The sequence below is a fragment of the Flavobacterium sp. HSC-32F16 genome, assembly GCF_024171645.1.
Classification (GTDB): domain Bacteria; phylum Bacteroidota; class Bacteroidia; order Flavobacteriales; family Flavobacteriaceae; genus Flavobacterium.
The window spans coordinates 57434-70501 of sequence record NZ_JALKAC010000005.1 but is presented as its reverse complement, the minus strand read 5'-3'; the positions used below and the strand labels follow the sequence as shown (position 1 = coordinate 70501).

At 33.2% G+C, this 13068-nt stretch carries 15 protein-coding genes; 8 read left to right on the top strand and 7 right to left on the bottom strand.

What is annotated here, in order from left to right:
• Positions 1-35 precede the first annotated feature (35 nt).
• The gene (locus L1276_RS15380) at positions 36-263 is read right to left on the bottom strand and encodes a DUF5808 domain-containing protein (protein WP_253789259.1); all 228 of its coding nucleotides are present in this window, start codon (positions 261-263) and stop codon (positions 36-38) included.
• A gap of 161 nt (positions 264-424) precedes the next feature.
• On the opposite strand from L1276_RS15380, the gene L1276_RS15375 reads away from it, so the two are divergent.
• Complete coding sequence (locus L1276_RS15375) at positions 425-1486, top strand: AraC family transcriptional regulator (protein ID WP_253789257.1); 1062 nt, start codon at positions 425-427, stop codon at positions 1484-1486.
• A 115-nt stretch (positions 1487-1601) separates the two neighbouring features.
• Complete coding sequence (locus L1276_RS15370) at positions 1602-4001, top strand: TonB-dependent receptor domain-containing protein (protein ID WP_253789255.1); 2400 nt, start codon at positions 1602-1604, stop codon at positions 3999-4001.
• 77 nt (positions 4002-4078) lie between these two features.
• On the opposite strand, the gene L1276_RS15365 is transcribed toward L1276_RS15370, so the two are convergent.
• Together L1276_RS15365 and L1276_RS15360 are read right to left on the bottom strand one after the other, a co-directional pair.
• On the bottom strand, positions 4079-5338 hold the full coding sequence (locus tag L1276_RS15365) for an aspartate kinase (protein ID WP_253789253.1): 1260 nt from the start codon (positions 5336-5338) through the stop codon (positions 4079-4081).
• 178 nt (positions 5339-5516) lie between these two features.
• Complete coding sequence (locus tag L1276_RS15360) at positions 5517-6011, bottom strand: GNAT family N-acetyltransferase (protein WP_253789252.1); 495 nt, start codon at positions 6009-6011, stop codon at positions 5517-5519.
• 171 nt (positions 6012-6182) lie between these two features.
• Here L1276_RS15360 and fbp point away from each other — a divergent pair, with 171 nt between their 5' ends.
• A complete protein-coding gene (fbp, locus tag L1276_RS15355; RefSeq protein ID WP_253789251.1) occupies positions 6183-7187 on the top strand; it encodes a class 1 fructose-bisphosphatase in 1005 nt (334 codons plus the stop codon).
• A gap of 164 nt (positions 7188-7351) precedes the next feature.
• Here the strand turns inward: fbp and L1276_RS15350 are convergent, their stop codons facing one another.
• Positions 7352-7783 carry a TerB family tellurite resistance protein gene (locus L1276_RS15350; protein WP_012022623.1) on the bottom strand — a complete coding sequence of 144 codons (432 nt, stop codon included), beginning with the start codon at positions 7781-7783 and terminating at the stop codon, positions 7352-7354.
• A 168-nt stretch (positions 7784-7951) separates the two neighbouring features.
• Between L1276_RS15350 and L1276_RS15345 the strand changes: the two genes are divergently transcribed.
• From L1276_RS15345 to L1276_RS15325, 5 genes are all read left to right on the top strand, one after another.
• A complete protein-coding gene (locus L1276_RS15345; RefSeq protein WP_253789250.1) occupies positions 7952-8545 on the top strand; it encodes a HupE/UreJ family protein in 594 nt (197 codons plus the stop codon).
• A gap of 4 nt (positions 8546-8549) precedes the next feature.
• On the top strand, positions 8550-8981 hold the full coding sequence (locus tag L1276_RS15340) for a dCMP deaminase family protein (RefSeq protein WP_073410592.1): 432 nt from the start codon (positions 8550-8552) through the stop codon (positions 8979-8981).
• Positions 8981-10558 carry a S41 family peptidase gene (locus L1276_RS15335; protein ID WP_253789249.1) on the top strand — a complete coding sequence of 526 codons (1578 nt, stop codon included), beginning with the start codon at positions 8981-8983 and terminating at the stop codon, positions 10556-10558. Before L1276_RS15340 ends, L1276_RS15335 begins: the two co-directional genes overlap by 1 nt.
• A 17-nt stretch (positions 10559-10575) precedes the next feature.
• On the top strand, positions 10576-10941 hold the full coding sequence (locus L1276_RS15330; protein ID WP_253789248.1) for a nuclear transport factor 2 family protein: 366 nt from the start codon (positions 10576-10578) through the stop codon (positions 10939-10941).
• A gap of 87 nt (positions 10942-11028) precedes the next feature.
• Positions 11029-11346, top strand: coding sequence for a hypothetical protein (locus L1276_RS15325; RefSeq protein WP_253789247.1), 318 nt, complete (start codon positions 11029-11031; stop codon positions 11344-11346).
• A 110-nt stretch (positions 11347-11456) separates the two neighbouring features.
• Here L1276_RS15325 and L1276_RS15320 read toward each other — a convergent pair whose 3' ends face one another.
• The 3 genes from L1276_RS15320 to L1276_RS15310 all read right to left on the bottom strand — a co-directional run bounded on the left by L1276_RS15320 (position 11457) and on the right by L1276_RS15310 (position 12948).
• The gene (locus L1276_RS15320) at positions 11457-12062 is read right to left on the bottom strand and encodes an FAD-dependent oxidoreductase (RefSeq protein WP_253789246.1); all 606 of its coding nucleotides are present in this window, start codon (positions 12060-12062) and stop codon (positions 11457-11459) included.
• A gap of 2 nt (positions 12063-12064) precedes the next feature.
• The gene (locus L1276_RS15315) at positions 12065-12265 is read right to left on the bottom strand and encodes a hypothetical protein (protein ID WP_253789245.1); all 201 of its coding nucleotides are present in this window, start codon (positions 12263-12265) and stop codon (positions 12065-12067) included.
• Between the two features lie 104 nt (positions 12266-12369).
• On the bottom strand, positions 12370-12948 hold the full coding sequence (locus L1276_RS15310; RefSeq protein ID WP_253789243.1) for a MarC family protein: 579 nt from the start codon (positions 12946-12948) through the stop codon (positions 12370-12372).
• Positions 12949-13068: the final 120 nt, after the last annotated feature.

The following is a 13068-nucleotide window of genomic DNA, read 5'->3' as shown; positions in this document are numbered from 1 at the left end:
GAGGAGATTTTAGTTTTATGATTAGAAAATGGTTTTTAATGCATATGTCTTCCTACAACAATAAGAATTAACATTAAAAAAATGATTGCAAAAACAGAATTAGGATTGGCAAAATTGGTTGTGTAGCCAAATGCTTTTATTCTCTTGGGAGGGAAAAGCCTTTTGTCTTTCGGATTGTAATAAAAAATCCCCCAAAGCCAATTATTAGGATCATTGATCCATTTATCTTTGGTTTCTTCGCTTGGTTCGTTTTCGTCTTCCATGGTTTTTGAGCGTTTGATCTCGTTTGACTTTTCTTTAAGTACTATAAAATTAGTTAAATATTTTTATCGACAAGAATAATCTTATTTTTTATTAAGACTAAAAAGACAGTCAACCGCAATCATTTTTTTTTAGCTTTGTCAGGATAAAACAAAATTAAATAATGGATACTGGTAAAGAACTTTTATTCTTTTTTAGTGCTTTGGGATCTTTCAACGGAATTATTCTGGGAATTTATTTTTTCTTTTTTACTAAGAAAAAATACTTGACGAACTATTTCCTGGGTGCACTGTTGTTTGCTTTAAGCATCCGAATTGGAAAATCTGTTTTTATTTATTTTCATCCCGAACTGCCAAAAATGTATTTGCAGTTTGGGCTTACCGCTTGTTTTTTTATTGGGCCGTGTTTGTATTATTTCCTTAGATCGGCGGTTGAAGAAATCAATGTAATGCCAAAATCGTGGAAAATGATTCTGATGTTTTGGGGAATTCTAATTCTTGGCATTGGAATAGTATATCCATACCAAACTTATCCCAAACTTTGGAGTTTTTATTTTATTAGAATTATTTACTTTCAATGGCTTGTGTATATTTTGTTTTCAGGATTTACAATCGGCGGTATTTTAAAGAAAATTTTCAATACAAAAGAAAAGACCAGTCCGTCAGAAATGTGGTTTGGAACTCTATTTTTGGGTAATTTTTTACTGTTTCTTTTTTACTTTTTGGCCATTATGGGCGCTTCGGCGGCAACTTATATAAGCGGTGCGGTCGTTTTTTCTTTTATTTTATATCTGATCATTTCTATTCTTTTATACCGAAAAAAGACCGATGATTTGTTTCTCCTGAATAATCAGAAGGTTTTAGTTAAAAAAATAGATGCAGCTGAAGCCGTTATTATTTCTGAAAAATTAGAAAATATAATGAATGAAAAAAGCCTGTATAAAAACCCGAATTTGAATTTACAGGATTTATCGCGAGAAATTAATATTTCGAGTCATCAATTATCACAGTTTTTAAATAATAATATGGGAAAGAATTTTACCAGTTTCGTAAACGAATTTAGAATAAACGAAGCCTGTAAAATCATTACTTCAAATGATAAACTGACTTTGGAATCGGTTGGTTATGATGTTGGTTTTAATTCAAAATCAACATTTTTTGCTGCTTTTAAAAAACATACCGGAACAACACCTTTAAATTATCAGCTTCGGGCTTTACAAGCCTAATACGCAGTATTGATTTATAAATTCGTACTCCTGATTTCTTTTTCGATTACCTCATTTCGTGATTTAGAGATGACTTTTGTTACTGCAAAAGGTCAAATCTTAATTCCTAAATTTCATGAGGTTTCTAATTCTGGTTTTCATTTATATCTATTTTTTTCTTTTTAATTCGACCGTTTCAAACGGACAGTCTATCCAAAAAATTTCAGGTAAAGTTATTAATCGAAATAACGCGATGATGATGGGAACTGCAACGGTTTTGTCTGTTCGTGATTCTGTAATTATCAAACAGCAGGATTTTTTAGACGGTGTTTTTCAATTATCAGATATCAATCAAAAAGAAACTATTCTAAAGCTGACTTCGGCAGAATTTGCAGATCAGTTTTTGCGTGTAAATTATTCCAATGCATCAAACATTGATTTAGGAACCATTATAGTTTTAGAAAACAACAATCAGTTAAATGAAGTTGTGATAAAAAGCAATCCTTCATTATTAAAATACGGAGCAAACGGCACAATTGATGTTAGCGTAACAGGAACAGTTCTCGCCACAAGTAGTTCTGTACACGAATTGTTAGCACGAGTTCCAAATGTTGTGGTTGCCGAAGGACAAATTAACGTTCTGGGAAAAGGAGAAGCAATAATTTACCTAAACGGAATTTTGATTAATTACGAACGATTTGCAGCAATTCCGGTTTCTCAGATTGCGAAAATAGAAGTCATTTCAAATCCATCATCAAAATACGATGCCGAAGGGAAAGCGGTTATCAATATCATAACCAGACAAAATATAGAAAGCGGTATGATGGGATCGGCAAGCCAGCATATTACGGTTTCAAAATTTGCAGGAACGAGCACCAATACATTGGTCGATTTTAATTATACCAAAGGAAAATTTTCGTTTATAACCAATTACGGACTTCAATTAGGTAAAGGCCGTGAATTATTGTACACGACCAGAACACGCCCAAACCCTGATGCCTACATGCAGTCGGTTTTAACAACCGACTGGCTTCGACAATTTAATAATTACTCTAATTTTGGATTTGGACTTCAGTATATGTTCTCTGAAAAAAGTTATATCTCTCTTGCTTATAGTGGTAATATTGAAGATTTAGGCGGAGCAGTAGAAAGTCGAAACTCCATTACCAATAATTCTGAAAATAGTTTTTATGCTACAGATATTGCTAAAAATGATGTTTTGCTGAATCAGTTTATCAATCTGAATTACAATTTAATTACAGATTCAAAAGGTTCGTCATTATTTATTGGAACTCAATATTCAAATTATAACGGAACGGTAAGAGATTTTATAGAAGAAAATAGTGTAATAGAAGAAACTGGTGGCAGAAGATATCTGAAAAATGATGTTGGAAATACGATTAATATAACGGCGGCACAAGCCGATTATTCGAAAAAAATTAATGAAAACACCAAACTTGAATCAGGCGTAAAATTTAGCTATGCATCCATAAAATCAGGAACCGATTTTTTTATTGCTAATGCCAATGCGGTTGATTTTGAGTTAGATGATGCTCTTTCGAGTGATTTTACATACAATGAAAAAATTACAGCAGCTTATTTTAATTACGTCAGTAAACTTGGTGAGAAAGTCAATTTATCGATAGGAGCAAGGGCAGAGAGAACAAATTATGATTTGTATACGAATGCAAACGGGATTCAGGAATTTGGAAAAAGCTACGGAAACTTTTTTCCAAACCTGCTTTTGAATTTTAATTTTTCAGAAGACTGGAAAGCGCATTTTTCCTATGTTTCAAGAATAACCAGGCCAAGATATCAGGCATTAAATCCGTTTGTGGTGTATCAGGATCCGTTTACCACCATTGAAGGAAACCCAAACCTTCTTCCCGAAAAAGTACACGCTTTTGAAATAGGAACGATGTATAAAAAGTTTGATTTTAAAATAGGTTACACGTATAAAATTGATCCCATTTCCGGGGCTGCTTTGCAGGGAGATACTCCAAACAGTTATATTTTGAGATCTTTAAATCTTCAAAAAGGGCATACTTTTTTTAGTTCGCTTTCGAGATCTTTTAATGTTAAATGGTGGAATTCTACGAATACCATAAGTATGAATTTGACTAAATCTGTAGATGATTTTTATTCGTTTGAAATGAGCCCTGTTAAACCTCAAATTTATTTGTATTCGAATAATACTTTTACAATTCCTAAGCTTTTTAAGATTCAGCTTTTGGCTTGGTATTTAGGCAATAGAAGTTACGGATTAGGAAGTGATAACAGCCGTTCGACAATCACATTAGGAATCGAAAGAAACTTTTTTAAAGATGCCTTGAAGCTCAATTTTACAGCCAGCGATATTTTTCATGATTTTATGGTTTCCGGTAATTATGAAGTGGGGCAAACCCAAATTTATTATCATAGAACTTATACCACAAATTATTTTAAATTAATCGCAGCGTACAGTTTTGGAAACTCAAAAAAGCCAGCTTATAAGAAATCTGAAATTGAGCAGACGGAGAATAATAGGGTGAGGTAGAAACTAAAAAAGGCTTCATCAATTAAGATGAAACCTTTTATTAATGAATTGAAATAATTACCTTTTATAAAGCAATATTAATTTAGTTCTTTAGTCACAATCTGCATGGTTTCACGGCTGACTTGTTTTAATAAAACCGCTTTATTTTTTTCAACCGTTTCTGCAGCTTGTTCAGTAAAGTGACGAATCGTATACAGAGTTACATTCTCGCTGTAATCTACTTTGAATTTTTTCGAAAGAATTGCATTCAAATCGTTAAAGTTTCCAAATTTATCTTCAACGCAAACAGAGAAACTAATCGCAGAGTTCTGAATCAGGTTTACTTTGATTTTAAATTCGTGGAATAAACCAAAAATCTCGCTTATATTTTCTTCCATAATGAAAGAAAAATCAATTGAAGAAAGCGAAATCAAAAGCTGCTCTCTTTTTACGATAAAACATGGGTATTGCGGTTCCAGATCAACACCTTTAGAAACACAAGTTCCTTTTAATAATGGGTTAATAAACGATTTTACATACAACGGAATTTCTTTTTTCTGTAAAGGCTGTAATGTTTTTGGGTGAATTACCGTTGCTCCGTAAAATGCTAATTCGATAGCTTCACGATACGAAATCTGGTTCAGCAGACTTGCATTTTCAAAATAACGCGGGTCAGCATTCATAACTCCCGGAACGTCTTTCCAGATCGTTACACTTTCGGCATTTAAGCAATAAGCAAAAATCCCGGCAGTATAATCAGAACCTTCACGGCCTAAAGTAGTTGTAAAGTTATTTTCATCGGCACCAAGGAAACCTTGTGTGATGTTCAATATTTTTCTTGGAACATTTTTGCTGATGTTTTGTTCTGTAGCTTCCCAATCTACTTCAGCATCTCTGTAATTTGCATTGGTTTTGATGAAATTACGAACGTCAAGCCATTGTGTCTGAATTCCCATGAAATTCATGAAATGACTTAAGATATTAGTCGAAATTAATTCTCCAAAACTTACCACCTGATCATAAACGAAGTTGTAGTTTGGAGATTTATTATGAGCAAGGAAGTATTCTAATTCTTCAAATTGAGCATTTACGGCGGCAAAAACAGCGTGGTTTTCGTCTTTAAATAAATCTAATACGATTTGAAAGTGATAATTTTTTATTTCCTGTACTGATGAATTCAGTTCTTCTGATTTTTCAAAATAATTCTTGATTACAACCTCAAGAGCATTTGTGGTTTTTCCCATTGCCGAAACAACCAAAATCACATCTTCATAACCCACTTTTTGTAAAACGTCATATACGTTTTTAATTCCTTCAGCATCTTTTACTGATGCTCCACCAAATTTAAATACTCTCATTTTTAATTTTAGATTTTTAATTTTAGATTTCAGATTCAAATCGAAATCAAGTATTTTGTTTTTTCTGCTACAGATTATTAGGATTAAAATGATTTTATAATCTGTGTCGGTTTGCCACGAATCGCGCAAATTTTCACTAATTAATTTGTGTTAATTCATGGAATTTGTGACAAAAAAATTATAATTTTTCTAAGAACGAATTAATTCCTGCTTCATCCATTTGAACAACCTGCCAGTCATCAAGAATTCTCGCTCCGGAATTCTTATAAAAATTAACTGCCGGAGTATTCCAGGCCAAAACATTCCATTCTACTCTGCGAACGTTGTCTCTTTTTCCCTGCTTCATAATTTCAGAATACAATGCAGATCCTAAACCGGTACCGCGCATTTTTTCCTTCACAATTAAATCTTCAAGGTGTATTGTTTTTCCTTTCCATGTAGAATAGCGGTAGTAATACAATGCGATTCCTACTATTTCTTTTCCGCTTTCATTTTCGTTCGAATCCATCTCTGCTACAAAAACCTGAAAAAGAGGTATTTCTCCAAATCCGTCACGAACTAAATCTTCCTCTGTAATGACAACAGCATCAGGTTCTTTTTCGAATATTGCCAGCTCCTGAATTAATCCCAAAACCGATTTCATGTCTTCGGGATTTCCTTTTCTAATATTCATTTATTCGTATTATTAAGTGTTTATTAGCTAAAAAAGCATTTATTTATAAGGTACTTTTTGCTATTAATTAGCAAATATACAATAGTAGCAAACTAACAAAATAATTTTTAAATCATTCTCACAAAATAAGCGATATTTGTGACTTAAAATTAAAACTATAACGTTATAGCAATGGAAGAACGCAATAAAACACTGGGAGAGTTTATTATTGAGAACCAAAAAGCATTTCAGTATTCGTCGGGAGAACTTTCCCGAATTATCAACTCTATACGTTTGGCGGCAAAGGTCGTAAACTATAAAGTGAACAAAGCAGGCTTAGTGGATATTATTGGCGCCGCAGGCGAACAAAATATTCAGGGAGAAGACCAGCAAAAATTAGATGTCTATGCAAACGAAGTATTTATCCAGACGTTAATAAACCGTGAGATTGTCTGTGGTATTGCTTCTGAAGAAAACGACGATTTTATTACAGTTCAGGGGAGCGACAACTGTCATAATAATAAGTACGTGATCTTAATGGATCCGCTTGACGGATCTTCAAACATTGATGTAAATGTTTCTGTGGGAACTATTTTTTCTGTTTTTAGAAGAATTACCCCTATAGGAACTCCGGTAACAAGCGAGGATTTTTTACAACCGGGAATCAATCAAGTTGCAGCAGGCTATGTAATTTATGGAACTTCGACCATGTTAGTGTACACAACGGGTTTTGGTGTAAATGGTTTTACGCTGAATCCGGCGATTGGAACATTTTACCTTTCGCATCCAAACATGAAGTTTCCTGAAAATGGAAATATCTATTCAGTAAACGAAGGAAATTATGTTCATTTTCCGCAGGGAGTAAAAAATTACATTAAATACTGCCAGCGTGAAGAAGAGGACAGGCCTTATACTTCAAGATACATAGGGAGCTTAGTGGCCGATTTTCATCGAAATATGATCAAAGGCGGTGTTTATATTTATCCAACAAGTTCAAAAGCGCCAAAAGGGAAATTACGTTTATTATATGAATGTAATCCAATGGCATTTATAGCAGAACAAGCAGGAGGGAAAGCAACAGACGGGTTTGGCCGAATTATGGAAATCCAGCCGACAGAACTCCACGAAAGAGTGCCGTTTTTCTGCGGAAGCAAAAACATGGTAGAAAAGGCTGAGGAGTTTATGGCAGCTGAATAAGTTTTTTAATATTCAGCCGCAGTCTCAGTTTTCAGTCTGAACTATAAATAGCAAACCCGACAGATTTTTAAAACCTGTCGGGTTTATTTTTATTTTTTAATTTCAATAAAGTTTCAATCTTCGGTACAATACTGTAAACTGTTGCTGAATACTGAAAACTAAAATTATTTATTCATATTCTCCATTTCAAAAAGGAAAGTATCTAAATCTACTTTTTTATCGATTAGAGACAATGCTTTTGAAACAATATAATTTACGTTTCCTGGAGTAAATCCTAGAGCTAATCCCATACGATTTAACATAACTTCCTGTTGATCGCCTAAGTGGTGATCTACGTGAACCATTCTTGCTAAATCATATAAACGTTCTAAACGCTGTGTATATAAATAAGGCGGGTTTATTGGGTGTTTCCAAGGATCTTTAAGAATCTCTTTATATTCGTCTTCTGAAATTTGTAATGTTGAAGCAATTTTGTCCAAAAATTCCTGTTCTTCCGGGCTTATTTTACCGTCAGCAAATGCTACACGCACAATGGCAGAGAAATGACCTCTGTTTCTTTGTTTGAATTCGTTATCAAATAATTCTGAAAATGGCATAATTAATAAGTTTTTATTGAACAAATATAGGCCTATTTTTAAATTATTGATTTTAAATTTCTCATAAAATTTAACTTATTTTTATTGTACGATTTGAATAGGTAAATCTTTAATTTTGAAAATTAATCGTAAGTTTACAACCCCTAATTATTTAATTTTAATTTACCTATGTCACAATTTTGGATTTATTTTCAAATAGGATTAAAGCATGTTTTAGATATTAATGCCTATGATCATGTTCTTTTTTTAATTGCCCTGACAGTCCCTTATTTATTTAAGGACTGGAAAAGAATTTTTCTGCTGGTTTCTATATTTACAATCGGTCATACATTGGCATTAATTCTCTCTGTTTATGGGATAGTTGCGATAAAAGTAAATATTGTAGAGTTTTTAATTCCAATTACAATTTTGGTAACTGCTCTCTATCATTTATTTACAGCAGGAAAGACTTCAAAAAATGATGGTGTGAATCTGGTATTTTTTATAACTTTATTCTTTGGTATTATACACGGTTTAGGTTTTTCTAATTATTTCAAAACAATATTAGGAGGCACTGCAACGTCAAAATTGTTACCTTTGGGAGAGTTTGCTTTAGGGATCGAAGCTGCTCAGTTAGTAGTAGTTTTTGTTGTCTTGGTACTATCATATATAGTGCAGACCGTTTTTCGTTTTTCAAAACGCGATTGGGCGCTTGTAATGTCGGCTTTTATTATAGGAGTTGTGATTCCAATGATAATAGAAAGTCCGATTTGGAACAGATAAATAAATGGAAGTAAAAAAATTAAATAAATACGATAAAGCCTATTTGCGAATAGCTAAAGAATGGAGCCTTTTATCGTATTGCAAGCGCAAGCAGGTTGGGGCGATTATCGTAAAAGACAGAATGATTATTTCTGACGGCTACAATGGAACGCCATCCGGATTTGAAAATTGCTGCGAAGACGAAGACGGATTAACACGCTGGGATGTTTTGCATGCCGAGGCAAACGCGATTTTAAAAGTAGCAAGATCAACACAATCGTGTGAAGGTGCAACATTGTATATTACACTTTCACCTTGTAAAGAATGCAGTAAGCTGATACATCAATCCGGAATAAAAAGAGTAGTGTATAAAGATGGATATCGTGATGATGCCGGAATTCAGTTTTTAATAAAAGCGGGTGTCGAAGTCGAACATATTCCTGTTTTAGAAGAATAATGAAATTTAATCCCAAATATCTGCCAATTGTTATCGGAGCGACTTTTGCTCTTGGTATTGTGATAGGAAGTTTAACAAACGGTCCTGCAGATGATCAGCTTTTGGCTAAAAATTACTCCAAAACCAAGCTGAATAAACTAATTGATTTTATCAATACCGAATATGTTGACAGCGTCAATACCGATTCGATTGTAAATCTTACAGTTGATAATATCCTTTCAAAATTAGATCCGCATTCTGTTTATATTCCGCCAAGCGAACAAGCTGAGGTTGCTGAAAGCATGAAAGGTGATTTCGTTGGAATAGGAATCAATTTTTATATGTACAAAGATTCTGTTGCGATTATAAAACCAGTCGAAAACGGGCCTTCAGCGAAAGCGGGATTGAAATCCGGTGACCGGATTTTATATGCAGGAAAAACGAAATTGTATGGAAGAAGACTGCCTTCGGATAGTTTATTCTCCAAATTAAAAGGAATCAAAGGTTCAGAAATCGAATTGACTGTTTTTAGAAAATCCGAACAAAAGAAATTAAAGTTTAAAATTAAAAGAGATGTTATTCCGATAAAAAGTGTTGATGCTTCTTTACTAATTGGAAATAATACAGGTTATATCAAAATCAATCGTTTTGCCGAAACCACTTTTAATGAATTCAAAACCGGTTTAGCACGATTAAAACAAAAAGGAATTCAGTCGCTTGTGATTGATCTTCGCGATAATGGCGGTGGTTATATGGAAGAAGCAATTGCTATTGCCGATGAATTCTTGAAAGACAAACAGCTTATTGTTTTTACCAAAAATAAAAATGGAACAACCGAAAAAACATATGCGACAAAAGCCGGAAGTTTTGAAACTGGAAAAGTATATGTTTTAATCAACGAAAATAGTGCTTCTGCAAGTGAAATTTTGGCTGGAGCAATTCAGGACAGCGACCGCGGGACTATTGTTGGACGTCGTTCTTTTGGAAAAGGCTTAGTACAGCGAGAAATGGATTTCAATGACGGATCAGCAGTTCGTTTAACAGTTGCGAGGTATTACACACCAACCGGAAGATCAATTCAAAAACCGTATAAAAAAGGAAACGACGAATATTTCAAAGAATCTGAATCCAGAATCGCAACGGGCGAATTATACGCAAAAGACAGTATAAAAGTAGCGGATTCTTTAAAATTTAAAACGCCAAAAGGTAAAATCGTCTATGGAGGCGGCGGAATTGTACCGGATGTTTTTGTTCCGATGGAAGCTGAACACGGAAATGAAAACGTGGCTTATTTACTTCAAACAGGAATCGTAGGTCATTTTGTTTTTGAAGAATTAGATAAAGACCGTGAGGCTTTTTCAGGACTTAAGTTCAATGAGTTTTTAGAAAAGATGAAAACTTCAGACGCTTATTTCAAAAAATTTAAAAACTATATTTTAATGACCGGTTTAGATCTAAAATTAGACAAAACCAAAGCTTTGGTAAATCGATACATAACGGCAGAATTTGCTCGTCAGTTATATGGAGAAGTGTATTATTATGATGTTATTTTAAAAGAAGATGCCATGATAAAAACAATCCTAAATCCGAAGAAATAAAACTTAATTCTAATTTAATGAAAAAAGACTCAATCGTAACTGCGGAAATAGAGCTTCTAACTGCAATTAGAAATTCTGATATCGCTGTTTTAGACAAAACTCTTCATGATGATTTACTTTTTAATATGCCAGACGGCCAAACTATTACAAAAGAGTTTGATTTAAATTCCTATCGTTCGGGAAAAATGAAAGTTCATTCTTTAGAGGCTTCAGACCAAATAATTAATGTAATTCATGATTCGGCTGTAGTTACGGTTACCGTCTCATTAAAAGGTACTTACGATAATAATCCCATAAATGGTGTTTTTAAATATATCAGAGTTTGGAAAAAAATTGATGATGATTTAAAAGTTATTGCCGGAAGCTGTGTTCAATTGGCATAAATCTTGAACACTAAAATAATATTAACTTAAAATACGACTTAGCGAACCTTGCGTAAATCTTGCCTGGCTTTGCGGTTAAACTAAACTATGAAAAATCTAAAAAAAATAAGTTTCCTTGTACTTTTAATGGCTTTTGTAATCTCTTGTACAACTATGAAAAATAATGACAATAGTGCAGTTTCAGGAAAAGTAGAGTCAATTGAATCAGGAAAAGACGGTTACACGGCAAAAATCAACACAGATACGAAAGAAGTATATTTTGCTACGATCAGCATCGTGAACGTTGGCGGACCACAGAATTACAAACAATTAAAAATTGGAGACGTAGTTTCGCTAAAAGGAGAAATCTGGAAAACGGATGATGAAAAACATATTAAGGTAACGCAGATTGTTTCGGTGAAATAAAGACACAAAACAAATAAAAATTAAAATTAAACCATATAAGTTATATAAGTTCATTTAATCTATACGCAAAGTATAATATGAACTTATATAACTTATATGGTTTAATAATTTTATCGAATACTGTCGTGTGAGTGAGTCTGTGTTCCGTTATTCCATACAGTAAGAATATCTGTGGCAACTGCTGCACCGCTTCCTGCTGCAATGGCTAATTGGCTTCTCCAGCCGGCTAAAGTTCCAATTACATAAATGCCGTCAGCCACTTTATGATCTTCGTTTTTAAGCTGAATACGTTGTTTTTCAGGAAGAGCTTTTTTATGAGGTTCAGCATATTGAGTTAAACCTTCAATATCAAAAGTATTGGCAGAACCTATCCCAACAACGATATTTTTTGTTTTATAAGAGTTTTTGTTTGTAACTACTGTAAATTCAGGAAAAGAACCTTCGATTTTAATTACCTTTTCATTTGCAATTTGTTCGATATGAGGATAAGTTGCAGCTAAATCCTTTGTGCTTTCTGTAAGAAGTTCAGAACCTAATTTACCTGATGTAATACCATAAGCATTGTAGAAAATTGCTTCTTGTAAAGAAGAATTTTTCTGATGGGTAAAAATTCCGATTTTTTTGTCGGTAACAAAAGCTTTTTTATTTGCAGATCCCAGAACCAATGCACAAGACATTCCAGATACGCCTCCGCCGATAATTAAAACGTCAAACATTACTATCTGCCGTTTGTTTTTTCTTCAATTCTTTTTGAAATTCTAAAAATCAAAAGAATCAATACGGCACAAAAAGAAGCTGCGATTCCAATAAAAGCTACCGCACTGTCTCCTTGAAAAGGATTTGAAAAGTCTAATAGCGTAATATTAAAAACAATTAAAGCTAATGCCAAAAGCACTAAGATTGAAGTGAAGATTTTCATATTGGTTGTTTTGTTTATCTAAAAATCAAAATAAAACTTTAACAAAATAGGTCTTAAAGTTGTATTTTATAAATTTATTGGGGGTAAAAGTATAAAAATAAATGTTAGACGAACAAACCTTTAACATTAGCAGCGAATAATTTAACAGCAATCGCTAAAAGTATAACTCCAAATGTCTTGCGAACTACGCCAAGTCCGTTTTCTCCTAACAAATTTTCAATCTTTTTAGATGATTTCAAAACTACATATACCAATATAATATTAAGTAAAATTGCTATGATAATATTAATAGTGTGAAATTGAGAACGAAGAGAAAGTAAAGTTGTCATTGTTCCTGCTCCGGCAATTAAAGGAAAGGCCAGCGGTACGATAGATGCAGAACCTGGTTCTTCGTCACGATAAATTCTAATTCCTAAAATCATTTCTAATGCAAGAAAGAACAATACAAAAGAACCCGCTACAGCAAATGAATGAACATCAATGCCAATAAGGTTTAGAAAACCTTCTCCAACAAAAAGAAAAACAATCATAATGGCTCCAGCTACTATAGAAGCTTTTTCAGATTCGATGTGACCAACTTTCGCTCTTAAGTTTACAATAATTGGAATTGAACCTACAATATCAATCACGGCAAAAAGCACCATACCTACTGTAATGATTTCTTTTAAATCGATTTCTAACATATCGCTTTGATTTTAAGGGTTTAAAAACTGCTGCAAAAGTAGATAATAAAGTTAGGTCTTTTTTCTATATAATTCATTTTTGTTATAAAAACATGGTTTAATGGTTAAAAAAGTGATATT

Coding starts and splice junctions, on each gene's coding strand:
- L1276_RS15340 (WP_073410592.1), top strand. CDS start 8,550: ATGGAAGTAAAAAAATTAAATAAATACGATAAAGCCTATTTGCGAATA.
- L1276_RS15330 (WP_253789248.1), top strand. CDS start 10,576: ATGAAAAAAGACTCAATCGTAACTGCGGAAATAGAGCTTCTAACTGCA.
- L1276_RS15310 (WP_253789243.1), bottom strand. CDS start 12,948: ATGTTAGAAATCGATTTAAAAGAAATCATTACAGTAGGTATGGTGCTT.
- L1276_RS15380 (WP_253789259.1), bottom strand. CDS start 263: ATGGAAGACGAAAACGAACCAAGCGAAGAAACCAAAGATAAATGGATC.
- L1276_RS15345 (WP_253789250.1), top strand. CDS start 7,952: ATGTCACAATTTTGGATTTATTTTCAAATAGGATTAAAGCATGTTTTA.
- L1276_RS15350 (WP_012022623.1), bottom strand. CDS start 7,783: ATGCCATTTTCAGAATTATTTGATAACGAATTCAAACAAAGAAACAGA.
- L1276_RS15370 (WP_253789255.1), top strand. CDS start 1,602: ATGAGGTTTCTAATTCTGGTTTTCATTTATATCTATTTTTTTCTTTTT.
- L1276_RS15325 (WP_253789247.1), top strand. CDS start 11,029: ATGAAAAATCTAAAAAAAATAAGTTTCCTTGTACTTTTAATGGCTTTT.
- L1276_RS15375 (WP_253789257.1), top strand. CDS start 425: ATGGATACTGGTAAAGAACTTTTATTCTTTTTTAGTGCTTTGGGATCT.
- fbp (WP_253789251.1), top strand. CDS start 6,183: ATGGAAGAACGCAATAAAACACTGGGAGAGTTTATTATTGAGAACCAA.
- L1276_RS15335 (WP_253789249.1), top strand. CDS start 8,981: ATGAAATTTAATCCCAAATATCTGCCAATTGTTATCGGAGCGACTTTT.
- L1276_RS15360 (WP_253789252.1), bottom strand. CDS start 6,011: ATGAATATTAGAAAAGGAAATCCCGAAGACATGAAATCGGTTTTGGGA.
- L1276_RS15315 (WP_253789245.1), bottom strand. CDS start 12,265: ATGAAAATCTTCACTTCAATCTTAGTGCTTTTGGCATTAGCTTTAATT.
- L1276_RS15365 (WP_253789253.1), bottom strand. CDS start 5,338: ATGAGAGTATTTAAATTTGGTGGAGCATCAGTAAAAGATGCTGAAGGA.
- L1276_RS15320 (WP_253789246.1), bottom strand. CDS start 12,062: ATGTTTGACGTTTTAATTATCGGCGGAGGCGTATCTGGAATGTCTTGT.